At 71.2% G+C, this 11,977-nt stretch carries 11 protein-coding genes; 3 read left to right on the top strand and 8 right to left on the bottom strand.

The window, feature by feature from the left end; translation table 11 throughout:
* Positions 1-117: 117 nt before the first annotated feature.
* Genes hpaD through hpaE form a run of 3 tightly spaced genes read right to left on the bottom strand, consistent with a single transcriptional unit; the run spans position 118 to position 4,127 of the window.
* Positions 118-1,086, bottom strand: a complete 969-nt coding sequence (gene hpaD / locus IEY63_RS08325) for a 3,4-dihydroxyphenylacetate 2,3-dioxygenase (RefSeq protein WP_189068551.1) — start codon at positions 1,084-1,086, stop codon at positions 118-120.
* Between the two features lies 1 nt (position 1,087).
* On the bottom strand, positions 1,088-2,596 hold the full coding sequence (hpaB, locus tag IEY63_RS08320) for a 4-hydroxyphenylacetate 3-monooxygenase, oxygenase component (RefSeq protein ID WP_189068550.1): 1,509 nt from the start codon (positions 2,594-2,596) through the stop codon (positions 1,088-1,090).
* 1 nt (position 2,597) lies between these two features.
* A complete protein-coding gene (gene hpaE, locus IEY63_RS08315; protein ID WP_189068549.1) occupies positions 2,598-4,127 on the bottom strand; it encodes a 5-carboxymethyl-2-hydroxymuconate semialdehyde dehydrogenase in 1,530 nt (509 codons plus the stop codon).
* A 167-nt stretch (positions 4,128-4,294) separates the two neighbouring features.
* Here hpaE and IEY63_RS08310 point away from each other — a divergent pair, with 167 nt between their 5' ends.
* The 3 genes from IEY63_RS08310 to IEY63_RS08300 all read left to right on the top strand — a co-directional run bounded on the left by IEY63_RS08310 (position 4,295) and on the right by IEY63_RS08300 (position 7,488).
* The gene (locus IEY63_RS08310; RefSeq protein ID WP_189068548.1) at positions 4,295-5,488 is read left to right on the top strand and encodes a PucR family transcriptional regulator; all 1,194 of its coding nucleotides are present in this window, start codon (positions 4,295-4,297) and stop codon (positions 5,486-5,488) included.
* A gap of 41 nt (positions 5,489-5,529) precedes the next feature.
* Positions 5,530-5,991 (top strand): arsenate reductase ArsC, encoded by a 462-nt coding sequence (locus tag IEY63_RS08305; protein ID WP_189068547.1) that lies wholly within the window; start codon positions 5,530-5,532, stop codon positions 5,989-5,991.
* 114 nt (positions 5,992-6,105) lie between these two features.
* Positions 6,106-7,488 (top strand): NCS2 family permease, encoded by a 1,383-nt coding sequence (locus tag IEY63_RS08300; RefSeq protein WP_229784581.1) that lies wholly within the window; start codon positions 6,106-6,108, stop codon positions 7,486-7,488.
* A 60-nt stretch (positions 7,489-7,548) separates the two neighbouring features.
* Here the strand turns inward: IEY63_RS08300 and IEY63_RS08295 are convergent, their stop codons facing one another.
* The 5 genes from IEY63_RS08295 to IEY63_RS08275 all read right to left on the bottom strand — a co-directional run bounded on the left by IEY63_RS08295 (position 7,549) and on the right by IEY63_RS08275 (position 11,974).
* On the bottom strand, positions 7,549-8,793 hold the full coding sequence (locus IEY63_RS08295) for a glycerate kinase type-2 family protein (protein ID WP_189068545.1): 1,245 nt from the start codon (positions 8,791-8,793) through the stop codon (positions 7,549-7,551).
* 83 nt (positions 8,794-8,876) lie between these two features.
* Positions 8,877-9,680, bottom strand: a complete 804-nt coding sequence (locus IEY63_RS08290; RefSeq protein ID WP_229784580.1) for a CopD family protein — start codon at positions 9,678-9,680, stop codon at positions 8,877-8,879.
* Positions 9,681-9,689: 9 nt separating this feature from the next.
* A complete protein-coding gene (locus IEY63_RS08285; protein ID WP_189068544.1) occupies positions 9,690-10,547 on the bottom strand; it encodes a tryptophan 2,3-dioxygenase in 858 nt (285 codons plus the stop codon).
* On the bottom strand, positions 10,544-11,767 hold the full coding sequence (kynU, locus tag IEY63_RS08280; RefSeq protein WP_373290905.1) for a kynureninase: 1,224 nt from the start codon (positions 11,765-11,767) through the stop codon (positions 10,544-10,546). The genes IEY63_RS08285 and kynU overlap by 4 nt, the downstream gene beginning before the upstream one ends.
* Positions 11,768-11,836: 69 nt before the next feature.
* Complete coding sequence (locus IEY63_RS08275) at positions 11,837-11,974, bottom strand: hypothetical protein (RefSeq protein ID WP_189068542.1); 138 nt, start codon at positions 11,972-11,974, stop codon at positions 11,837-11,839.
* Positions 11,975-11,977 lie beyond the last annotated feature (3 nt).

Raw genomic sequence — 11,977 nt, 5'->3', positions numbered from 1 at the left:
TGGAAACCTCAGGTGGGAATGGAGTCGCGGGCGGACCCCTCCGTCCACTGCGCCGCCCGCTCCCCACAGGGGAGCCAGAAAGGCACAGGGGCCAGAGGGGTTGACGACCCACTCACCTTAGATGACGTGGACGGGCAGGCCTTTCAGGTCGCTCTCGCGGGGTTGCACCCAGCCGCCGCCGAAGGCTTCCAGCAGGGAGCCCTCCTCGAACCAGCTTTTCGGGGTCTTGGCGCCCCAGAGGGTCTGGCGGCGGGGGTCGGCGAGGTGCCAGCGGATCGGTTCGAAGTCCGGGTCGACGGTCAGGTAGTCGCACGTGTACAGCTCGATGCGGTGCCCGTCGGGGTCACGGATGTACAGGAAGAAGGCGTTGCTGACGCCGTGGCGGCCGGGGCCGCGCTCGATGTGTTCGGGCATGCGCGCGCCCGCGAGGATGTCGCAGGTGCGGATGATGCTCTGCATGTCCGGCATCCAGTACGCGAAGTGATGCAGCCTCGGCCCCATGCCGTTGGTGAGGGCGAGGTCGTGCACACTGCCCCGGCGCTGGATCCACGCGGCCCAGATGCGCCCGTGGTCGTCCTCGGTGTACTCGCTGAGGCGGAAACCCAGGTGATCCATGTACCAGCGCATCACGCCCTCCACGTCGGGCGTCATGACGTTGATGTGGTCGATGCGTTGCAGGCCCGCGCCGCGGTGCAGGTGGTAGTCCTGCAGCAGCCAGGGGTGCTTGACCGACTGCGCGTAGAACGCGACGGGCACGCCGTACGGGTCCTGGAAGCGCAGCAGGCGCGGGCGGTCGAGTTCGGTCTCCCAGCGCCAGGGGATGCCCTGCGCGTCCAGGAACGCGGTCAGGGCGTCCAGGTCGGCGTCGGTGCCCACGCGGTACGCGAGGTGCTTCACGCCCGCCTCGGGGGCGAGTTCGAGTTTCAGCGTCCATTCGCGGTCCTCGTTGGCGCGCAGGTACAGGGCGCCCTCGGTCTCGTGCAGGACGTTCAGGCCCAGCAGGTCCACGTAGAAGTGGCGGGACGCGGCGAGATCCGTGACGTAGAAGATGCCGTGCGCGATGCGGATGGTATTGGGCGTCTCCATGTCAGTCCGCCGCCACGGTTTTGGTCTGGTCGGGGTTGGTCTGGTCAGGGCTGGTCTGGTGGATGAACTCGCGGATGCGCTGCACGTAGGGCGCCTTGTCGTACACCTCGTACAGGGCGCTGTGCATGCGGACCGGGTCGCCGAAGAAGTGCTTCTCGTACAGGTTCTGCCGCGCGCCGAAGCTGCTCAGGGTCAGGTCCCACGCGAGGCGGAAGAGTTTCAGCCGCTCCTCGGCGCTGGCATTCGTGGCCTGGAGGTGCTTCTCGATGAACGCCCCCAGCGGCCCCTCGCGGTCGGCCTTGCCGGGCATCATGATGATCCCGGAGGCGCCGAGGAGCTGGATGATCTCGTTCAGGCGCGGGTAGATCGCCGGGTAGTAGTTCCGCGCGGCGTCCAGCGGGCCGCGTGCGGGGGTCATGACGCCGTAGGCGTTGAGCTGCGCGCCCTCCACGGCGGCCACCTGCAGGGCCTTCATGATCTCCAGGGTCACGATGATCTCGCTGACCTTGCTCTGCACGTGCTGGAACTGCCCGCTGCCGACGGTGTCCACGATGCTCTGCGCGAGACCCAGGAACGCCTCGGTCTTGCTGACCTTCTGGTTCACGACCTGGTACGCCATGTGCAGCACGGCGTCAGTCTTGGCGTAGGCCTGGTTGGCGAGGGTCATGTCGTACATCAGGAACACCCGCTCCCACGGCACGAGGACGTCGTCGAAGATCACGAACGCGTCCTGCTCGTCGAAGCGGCTGGACAGCGGGTGGTCTTCCACGTCGCGGCCCAGGTCGAAGGGCTCGCGGCACTGGAAGTACAGGCCCGGCGTGTTCGTGGGCAGCCCGAAGCCGATGGCGTAGCGGCTGCGGTCCCCGTTTTCCTTGATAACGGTCGACGGGAAGATCAGGATCTCGTCCGCGATGGGAAGGGTGGCGAGCATCCGCGCGCCGCGCACGATCACACCGGCCTCAGTTTCCTCGACGATGCCCATGGCGATGTACGGGTCGGGCAGTTCACTGGCCTGCTTGCTGCGGTTCACCTGCGGATTCGTCAGGGCGTGCGTGAGGCACAGGTCGTGGTCGCGCACGTACTCGAAGTAGCGGCGCATGTTCTCGCTGAAGTTCCGGCCCGAGCCGGGCTCGCCGCTCGATTCGCACTGGTCGAAGTACGCGCTGGCCATCCCGGCGGCCATGACGTTCGTGTTCATGTAATCCGGCGCGCGGCCCAGCGTACCCAGCGAGTAGTTCGCGCGGATGCGGTGCGCCTCGCCGATCCGGCGCAGGTCCTCTTTGGTGCGGGGCACCATGAACGCGGTCGCGTGCTGCTCGCCGTCCTCCTCGAAGGTCAGCACGTCACGGTAGCGTGGGTCGTGCTGCAGGTCGTACAGCCCCGCCAGGGAGTGGGCGATGTTGCGCGTGGCGGGGTGCGTGGTGGCGTCCTCCACCCGCTGCCCGTCGATGTACAGGTTGGGCGGGTTCTGGCGCAGGCGGTCGAGGAACTGCTGTCCGGTACGGGCCATCTCAATTCTCCTTGTTCTGGGGCGTGCCCGGCATCCCGAGCTGCTGGGCGCGGTGGCCACTGAGGTTGATGGCGACGTTCTTCGTTTCCATGTAGAAGTCGAAGGAGTAGTCGCCGCCGTCGCGGCCGATGCCGCTGGCCTTCATGCCGCCGAACGGGGTGGGCAGGTGGCGGACGTTCTCGCTGTTCACCCAGATCATGCCGCTGTCCAGGCCGTGCGCGAAGGTGTGCGCGCGGGTCAGGTCGTTCGTCCACAGGTACGCCGCGAGACCGTACGGCACGTCATTGGCGAGGCGCAGCGCGTCCTCGTCCGTGTCGAACGGGATGACCGTGAGGACGGGCCCGAAGATCTCTTCCTGCGCGATCCGCATGTCGTTGCGGGCGTCTGTGAAGAGGGTGGGGCGCACGTAGTTCCCGGTGTCGCCGATGCGCTCGCCGCCGACCTTGATGGTCGCGCCGTCCGCGCGGGCTGCGTCGAAGTACGAGCAGACCTTCTCGAACTGCCGGGGGTGAATCAGGGGCCCGACCTCGGTGGCGGGGTCCAGGGGGTCCCCCACGCGGATGTTCGCCACGCGCGCCGCAAGCTGCTCGACAAACTGGTCATGCACGCCACGCTGCACGAGCAGGCGACTGGAACTCGTGCAGCGCTGCCCGTTCAGGGAGTAGATCATGAAGATTGCGGCGTCCAGCGCGCGGCTCAGGTCGGCGTCGTCGAACACCACGACCGGGTTCTTCCCGCCCAGTTCGAGGTGCACGCGCTTGAGGGTGTCCGCGCCCTGCTTCTGGATGAGGCTCCCGGTGCGGCTCTCCCCAATGAAAGCGATGGCTTTAATCAGGGGGTGCTCGGTCAGGGCCTTCCCGGCGGTCTCACCGAAGCCGTGCACGAGGTTCACCACACCAGCGGGAATCCCGGCCTCGTGCATGATCTCGGCGAGGATCGTGGCGGTCACGGGGCTCCACTCGGCGGGCTTGTGCACGACCGTGCACCCGGCGGCCAGGGCAGGCGCGATCTTCCAGGAACTCAGCATGAACGGCGTGTTCCACGGGGTGATCACGCCGACCGGCCCGATGGGCTGGCGGACGGTGTAGTTCAGGAAGCCCTCGGTGGGCAGGCTCAGGCCGTCCTGGGCGCCCTCGGCGCGGTCGGCGAAGAAGCGGAAGTTCTCGGCGGCGCGCACGGCGGCACTCTTCATGAAGCGGATGGGCTGCCCCGTATCGGTGCTCTCGGCCACGGCGATGTCGTGCGCGCGCGCCTCGATCAGGTCCGCCACGCGGTACAGCAGCGCGCGGCGTTTCTTGCCGCTCAGCGCCCGCCAGGCGGGGAACGCGGCGTGCGCGGCCTGCGCGGCGCGGTCCATGTCGCGGGCGTCACCGCTGGCGGCCTGGCCCAGCACGCGGTTATCGGCTGGGGCGTGGAAGTCGAAGGTCTCGCCGGACTGCGCGGGCACCCACTGCCCGCCGATGAAGTGCAGCAGGGGTGTGCGCAGGCGGTCGTGCAGGGCGCCTTGGGGGGACGGGGTGGTGACGGTCATGAATCCTCCAGGAGAGACGGGGTCGCGGCTCGGGTGCCGGTCACGTGAATTGGGCTTCCCCGCAGCGTAGGCCCGCGCGGCCTGAGCGCTCAACGGTGGAAGGCACAGAAACTACAACCACTTTTGTATGATCTGACAATGACCAGTGTGGGGCGAAAGGAGTGAGTGTGTCACTCACGGCGCTGCGGGCGGCCCTGGGCCTCCACCCTCACGGAGGCGAGGAGCTGCTGCCGGACGCGGAGGCCGCCGTGCGGGTCCTGCCCGGCGTGCCAGTGGGCGACGTCCGTGCGGCGTTCGCCCGACTTCAGGCTCAGGCGCTGCGCCCTCATCTACCGGACCTGCGCGCCCTGCTGGACAGCGCGCAGCGGGCCCTGGGCCACCCGCAGCCGGAGGCGGCGCTGGCCCGCTGGCTGGCCGGGGTCACGGGCGGCGAGGTCACCGTCCGGGCCAGCTGGGGGGACGTGGTGGCGCACGCGGGGCTCGCCCCGGACGGCGCGGTGAGCACCGAGGTGCCCCTCGCGTTCGAGCGCCGCCCGGTGGGCACGCTGCACCTGCGCGCCGAGCCCGGCTGGGCGGACCTTGCCGCGCTCATCGCGGAACTCCTGCGCCTCGCGCGGCTTCAGGCGGCCGCGGCGGGCGCCGCGCGGCGCCGGGTGGGCGAGCGGCAGTTCGAGGCGCTGCTCTCCGGCGACGCCGCGCACCTGCCGCCCGGCGAGGCCTTTATGGTCGCCGCGCTGCGCCTTGACGGCCCCAGCCCCCGCTCGGCCCGCGCGCGCGAGGCCCGGACTGCGCAGCTGGACGTGCTGTGCAGCGTCGGCGAGGGTTTCTTCTACCGCCGGGGCGTGCCGTGCCTGACCGCGGTACGCGTTGAGGGTGACGGCGACGTGGCCGCGTGGCTGTGGCCCGCTGGGGACGGCAGCGGCGCACCGGGCCTGCACGACGCGCTGCTGAACGCCACCACCGCGTCCTTCCGCCTGGGCGTGAGCCGACCGCACGCCAGTCCGGCCTCGGCCGCCGAGGCCCTGCGCGAGGCGGTGCAGGCCCTGACGCGCGCGCCGGGACGTGGGGCGGCGACCTTCACTCAGCCTGACCCGCTGCGGCCCCTGCTGGACAGCCCCGAGCGGGCCGCGCACGCTGCGGACTGGCAGGCGCGGCTGCGCGCCGGGGACCCCGACGGGAAGCTGGCGGCCACGCTGCGCGCGTACCTGGGCCACGTGGGCTCCCTGGCGGCGCTGGCGCAGGAGCTGAACCTGCACCTGAACACCCTGCGGTACCGGCTGCGCCGCGCCGAGGAGCTGCTGGGCGGGCAGCTGAGCGATCCGGCCTTCCTGACCCGCACGTACCTCGCGTTTCAGACCTGAGTGGCCGGGCGCCGGGGCGCTGCGCGGGTATCCTGACCCGCATGACGCGCGTGTTGATCCTCTGTACGCATAATTCCGCCCGCAGCCAGATGGCCGAGGGCCTGACCCGCGCGGCGGCCGAGAGGCTGGGCGTGCCGCTGGACGTCCACTCGGCCGGGACTGAAGCCACCCGCGTCAAGCCCGAGGCGATCACGGTCATGGCCGAGCGCAGCATCGACCTGAGCCGCCACACCAGCAAGACCCTCTGGGACGTGCCGGACGCGCAGAACTTCGAGTACGTGATCACCGTGTGTGACAGCGCCGCCGGGGCCTGCCCGGTCTACCCGGGCCGCACCGAGCGCCGGCACTACCCGTTCATGGATCCGTCCGGCGGCAGCCTGGACCGCTGGCGGGCCGTGCGCGACCAGCTGGACGCCCAGTTCACGGCGTTCGTGCAGGCCCTGCGGGACGGGCGCGAGGTGCCGCCCAGCTTCGCGGACAGCGCGCCGGTTCCGCTGCCCTGACCGGCTGGCGGGGTGTCACCAGGGACGTACCGCGGGGCACAGGGATGAGCTGAGGGTGGTTTAATGCCCCTTTCCCCGCCGGGACCCGGCGCGGCTTCCCCTGGAGGTTCACCCTTGACCAGTTCCCCCCTTTCCCCCCTGGACCGGTACTTCGGCCTGAGCGCGCACGGCAGCAGCGCCGCGCAGGAGGTCCGCGCGGGCGTCACGACGTTCCTCACCATGAGTTACATCCTGTTCGTGAACCCGCAGCTGCTGTCCGGCGCGATTCCCGTGCCGAACGCGTTCGTGCAGCTCCTCATGACGACCGCGCTGGCCGCCGCGTTCGGCTCGCTGGCCATGGGCCTCGTGGCCCGCTACCCATTCGCTCAGGCGCCCGGCATGGGCCTGAACGCCTTTTTCGCATTCACGGTCGTGCAGGGCATGGGCGTGCCGTGGCAGACCGCGCTGGGCGCCGTGTTCATCTCGGGCGCCCTGTTCGTGCTGCTCAGTGTGCTGGGCGCCCGGCAGGCCATCGTGCGCGCCATCCCACTGGGCCTGAAGTTCGCGATCACCGGCGGGATCGGGGCGTTCCTGGCCTTCCTGGGTCTGCGCAGCGCCGGGATTGTCGTCACGAACCCCGCGACCATCGTGGGCCTGGGCACCCTCACCTCACCGGGCGCGCTGCTGACCATCGCGGGCCTGGTCATCACGGCGGCCCTGATGGTGCGGCAGGTGAAGGGCGCGGTGCTGTGGGGCATCCTGCTGACCAGCGCCGCCGCCATCCTCCTGCGCCTCCCCGTGTTCGCGGGCGGCCCGGACGGCGCATTGCAGGCCTTCCCCGGTTTCGGCGGGCGGGTGCTGGGCATCATTGACGCGCCGGTGTGGCCCGCCAGCCTGGTCGGGCAGCTGGACCTGGCCGGCGCGCTGGGCCTGGGTCTGCTGAGCGTGGTGTTCACGTTCTTTTTCGTGGATTTCTTCGACGCGACCGGCACCCTGACCGGCCTGGCGCAGAAAAGTGGCTACCTGGATGCCAAAGGTGATATGCCCCGCGCGCGGCGCACCTTCGCCATGGACGGCCTGGCCGCCATGTTCGGGGCGTTCATGGGCACCAGCACCACCACGGCGTACGTGGAGAGCGCCAGCGGCATCGGTGAGGGGGGCCGCACTGGCCTGACTGCCGTGACGGTCGGCGTGCTGTTCCTGCTCAGCATGTTCCTGTGGCCGCTGGCCGCCGCGATCCCGGCCGCCGCGACCGCCCCCGCGCTGATCCTAGTGGGCGCCCTGATGATGGACGGTGTGCGCCACATCGACTGGGATGACCTCAGCGAGAGCCTCCCCGCGTTCCTGACCATCGTGGCCATGCCGCTGACATTCAGCATCGCCAATGGCGTGAGTTTCGGCGTGATCACGTACTGCGCCGTGAAGGTCCTCGCCGGGCGCGCGCGGCAGGTCAGCCCGATCCTGTACGGCGTGGCCATCCTGCTCCTGGCCCGCTACGCCTTCCTGGCCAACGAGTAGCCGGCCGGCAAGGGACATGGACGGCGGGACCGGCCCGCCGTCCATAGTTTTTCCCCGGACTCACCCATTCATTCCGCGTCCGCCACCGACCAGGATGATGCGCAGGTCGTTCAGATTCTGCCCGCTGGGCCGCGCCGGGATCAGGTCACCCAGCGCGGCGAACAGGGAGCCACTGTCGTTGGCGTCCAGCGCTGCCCGGGCGTCCAGTCCGGCAGCGCGGGCGCGGTGCAGGGTGTGCGGCGTGAGCAGCGCGCCCGCCCCGCCGGACGTGCCGTCCACGCCATCCGACCCAGCTGACAGGGCGTGGACACCGCCGTCTTCCAGCGCCAGCCCGAGTGCCAGGGCGAACTCCGTGTTTCGACCGCCGCGCCCGGCGCCCCGCACGGTCACGGTCGCCTCCCCACCGGATACCAGGGCCACTGGCGCGGCCCACGGCAACCCATGCTGCATCACAGAGCGGCACAGCGCGGCGTGAAAACTGGCGAGTTCTCTTGCCTCCCCGGTGAACGTATCGCCCAGGATCACCGGCGTCACGCCCCGCGCCGCGAGCTGCTGGGCCGCCGCGGCGAGCAGATCTCGGTTCCCCCCGATCATCCGGACCGGCCCGGCGGGCCTGACAGGCGGCGTCCCGTTCACGGGCTGGTTCAGGGCCGCCCGCACTTCGGGCGCCGCCACACCGAACCGATCCAGCACGGCCAGGGCGTCCGCGGGTGTCGTCCGGCCGGGCACCGTGGGCCCGCTGGCAATCACCGCCGGATCGTCGCCCACCACGTCGCTGAGGATCAGGGTCTCCACCTGCGCCCGCGTGGCCGCGGCCAGCCGCCCGCCCTTCACGTCCGATAGGGCCCGGCGGACCACGTTCAGGGCGGCAATGTCTGCCCCGGCCCGCATGAGCTCCCCGGACACGTCCACCTTCTGCGCCAGGGTCACGCCGCGCGGCGCGCACAGCAGTGCCGATCCGCCCCCGGACAGCAGCGCCAGCACCCGCGCGTCCGGCCCCAGCGACCTGAAGACCTCCAGCGCCCGCCGGGCGGCGGCCACGCTGCGCTCATCCGGCGCCGGGTGGCCCGCCTCACGCACCTCCACCCCGGCGAGCCACGGGCCGCCCGCCGCGCCGTCCGGCACGACCAGCAGCGCGGGCACGCCAGGAAAGCGCGTCAGGGCGGCGCCCAGCATGCCGGCTCCTGCCTTCCCGACGCTCAGGATGAAGTCCGGGGCTGTGCCGGGCAGGTGCGGCGCCGTGAGGCTGTCCGCGCGGGTTGCGTTCAGGGCGCCATGGAACACGTCGAGCAGCAGGTCACGCATGCGTCACAGTGTCCCGCACGTGCGGGGGATTCGTGGCGCCACGGCCCCAGGTGACGGCACCGGGGAGACGGGAGGCCAGGCGGTCAGCGCGCTCTGCCTGGACCGGGGGACTGGCCCTGACTGTGCGTGGCGTGGCCCAGCGGGTCGGTGGTGCTGAGCACGCCGGTGACGCCCAGCACGGCCAGCAGCAGCAGGGCCTCGCGGGCCAGCAGCAGCCGCACCCGCCGGTCCTGCCGCGCGAAGGCGCGCCGCACCAGGGTGGCCGCGCCCAGCGCCAGCGCCACCAGCGCGAGTTTCAGCAGCAGCGTCTGCCCGTAGCGGGTGCTGAACCACTCGGCCAGGGTGGGCAGGTGCTCGTGCGCCATCAGGAGGCCCGTCCCGGCCAGCACGGCCACACTGCCCGCCGCCAGAGGCGTGAAGCGCGCGGCGGCGCGCGCCGTCAGGGGCCGGGCCACGGTCAGGCTGAGCACCCCGCCCAGCCAGACACCCATGGCACTCAGGTGCAGGGCGTGCAGGCCGCGAATCCACAGGGTGTGCCCCGCGCCGTGCCCCACCCCGGACGCGCCCCACGCCAGCAGCAGCGCCCCGGGCAGCAGCGTCAGAGCGGGCGCGCGCGCCACCCACGCCGCGAGCAGCAGCGTGCCGCCCAGCAGGCCGGTCAGCATGGCCCGGCCGGTCCCCGTGTCCGTGATGAACGCGGGGGCGTCCCCGGCACCCAGCCCCAGGGCATTCAGGGTCACGGCCACCTGCGCGGCCCACGCGGCGGCCAGCAGCAGCAGGCCCGCCGCGGGCAGCGTGGGCGGCACCCGCACGCGCTGCGCCGCCGCGGCCAGCGGCGCAGCGAGCAGGGTCAGGCCCAGGAAGGCCAGCGCGGCGAGAACGGGCACGTCAGGCGGTCACAGGCGCGTGCGGACTTCCCACAGTTCCGGGAACAGCACGGTCTCCAGCGCGCGGCGCAGGTACCCGGCGCCACTCGTGCCGCCCGAACCGCGCTTGAACCCGATGGTGCGCTCCACGGTCGTCAGGTGATTGAAGCGCCAGCGGCGGAAGTTGTCCTCCACGTCCAGCAGCTTCTCGGCCAGTTCGTACAGGTCCCAGTACGTTTCCGGGTTCTGGTACACGGTCAGCCAGGAGTCCAGCACCGTCTCGTTCAGCACGGGCGGCAGCGTCAGGTCGCGGTTCAGGACCTCGTCCGGGACACTCAGGCCGCGCGCGTGCATCAGGCGCAGCGTCAGGTCGTACACGCTGGGGGCCTCAATCACCTCACGCAGCGGCCCGATCAGGTCCGGGCGGTGCTCGTGCGGGCGCAGCAGCACCGCGTGGCGGTTCCCCAGCAGGAACTCCACCATGCGGTACGACGCGCTCTGAAAGCCGGACGCCTGCCCGAACGCGCTGCGGAACTGCAGGTAGTCAGCCGGGGTCATGGTTTTGAGGACTTCCCAGGCGTTCGTGAGCTGCTCCTGGGCGCGCACCACGCGAGACAGGCCCTTCTGGGGCGCGTCCGTGATGCCGCGCGCGAGCTGGTCCATCGCGGCGCGCAGCTCGCGGATGATCAGGTCCAGCCACACTTCCGAAACGTGATGCACCGCGATGAAGAGGTGCTCGTCGTGCGCGGCCGTGACCGGGCGGTGCGCACTTTTCAGCACGTCCAGTTGCAGGTAGTCGCCGTAGCTGAGGCTGCGGGTGAAGTCCGTGTACGCCTGTTCGGGCGCGTCCCGGTCGGGCGCGCCGGGCCGTGCGGGCTGTCCCGTCATGCGCGGGCCTCCAGCGCGGCCTGCACGCCCCGCGCAGCCTGCCACACGTCCGCGTGCGAGTGGTACAGGGGCGTGAACCCGAAGCGCAGGATGTCCGGCGTGCGGAAGTCCCCGATGATCCCGGCGGCGATCAGGTCGGCCATCACCTCGCGCGCCTGCGGGTGGCGGTAACTGACCTGCGAGCCGCGCCGCGCGTGGTCCAGCGGCGTGACCAGCGTCAGCGGGAAGCGGGCCGTCAGGGGCTCGAGCAGTTCGATGAACGTGTCGGTCAGGGACAGGCTCTTGGCCCGCAGGGCCTCCATGTCCACGTCCGCGAACACATCCAGCGCCTCATCCAGCGCGCTCAGGCTCAGGACCATGGGCGTACCCGCCACGAAGCGGCGCGCGCCGGGCGCGGGCGTGAAGTCGCGGGCCATCTCGAAGGGGTCGGCGTGCCCCATCCAGCCGCTGATGGCCACCGGGGCCTGCGCGTGGTGCCGCTCGGCGGCGAACAGGAACGCGGGCGCGCCGGGACCGCCGTTCAGGAACTTGTACCCGCAGCCCACCGCGAAATCCGCTCCCGCGCCGTTCAGGTCCACCGGGAACGCGCCCGCGGAGTGCGCCAGGTCCCACACGGTCACGGTGCCCTTTGCCTGGGCCTGCGCCGTGATGCCCTTCAGGTCCAGCCGGCGGCCGGTGCGGTAATCCACCTGCGTCAGCAGCAGGACCGCCACGTCGTCCGTCAGGTGCGTTTCAATGTCGTCCGCGGGCACGCGGCGCAGTTCCAGCGTGCCGCCCAGCAGCGCGTTCAGGCCCTGGGCGACGTACAGGTCCGTGGGGAAGTTCTCCGCGTCGGTCAGGATTATGCGGCGGCCCGGCTGCGCCACGCCCAGCGCCGCGGCGAGCACCTTGAAGGTGTTCACGCTGGTCGAGTCGCCCACCGCCACCTCGTGCGGCGCGGCGCCGATCAGTCGGGCAATCTTGGCGGCCACCCGGTCCGGCAGGGCCATCCAGTCGCGGCCCTCCTCGGCTCCGGCGGTCCAGGAGCGGATCAGCTGCTCGCCCCACTCGCCCTGCGCGACCTGCGCCACGCGTTCAGGGACGCGGCGGGGCAGCGCGCCCAGGCTGTTGCCGTCGAGGTACACCACCCCGCGCGGCAGGTGAAATTCGCTGCGTTTATGGGCCAGCGGGTCGCGGGCGTCCAGGGCCATCAGGTGGTCGGGCAGGGTCAGGGTGGTCACGGTCATCCTCCAGGGAAGAAAGCGGCGACGCGCGCACTGTGGGCGCGCTTTCGGGAAGCCATCCGGAGGTCAGACCCGCAGGGGACGGCCCAGGTTCGCGCACCACCACCCGTGCAGGTTCGGGGCGATCTCATTCGCAGCCGCCCGGCCCAGGTTCAGCCGCAGCCGCAGCAGGGCGCGGCTGGGCAGGTCGGGCGGGCGCAGCATCAG

Origin of the sequence: Deinococcus radiotolerans (genome assembly GCF_014647435.1) — a bacterium.
GTDB classification, from domain to species: domain Bacteria; phylum Deinococcota; class Deinococci; order Deinococcales; family Deinococcaceae; genus Deinococcus; species Deinococcus radiotolerans.
The sequence above is the reverse complement of the archived record's forward strand: the minus strand, read 5'-3'. Positions and strand labels throughout refer to the sequence as shown.

Coding starts and splice junctions, on each gene's coding strand:
- hpaD (WP_189068551.1), bottom strand. CDS start 1,086: ATGGAGACGCCCAATACCATCCGCATCGCGCACGGCATCTTCTACGTC.
- hpaB (WP_189068550.1), bottom strand. CDS start 2,596: ATGGCCCGTACCGGACAGCAGTTCCTCGACCGCCTGCGCCAGAACCCG.
- hpaE (WP_189068549.1), bottom strand. CDS start 4,127: ATGACCGTCACCACCCCGTCCCCCCAAGGCGCCCTGCACGACCGCCTG.
- IEY63_RS08305 (WP_189068547.1), top strand. CDS start 5,530: ATGACGCGCGTGTTGATCCTCTGTACGCATAATTCCGCCCGCAGCCAG.
- IEY63_RS08295 (WP_189068545.1), bottom strand. CDS start 8,793: ATGCGTGACCTGCTGCTCGACGTGTTCCATGGCGCCCTGAACGCAACC.
- IEY63_RS08285 (WP_189068544.1), bottom strand. CDS start 10,547: ATGACGGGACAGCCCGCACGGCCCGGCGCGCCCGACCGGGACGCGCCC.
- IEY63_RS08275 (WP_189068542.1), bottom strand. CDS start 11,974: ATGCTGCGCCCGCCCGACCTGCCCAGCCGCGCCCTGCTGCGGCTGCGG.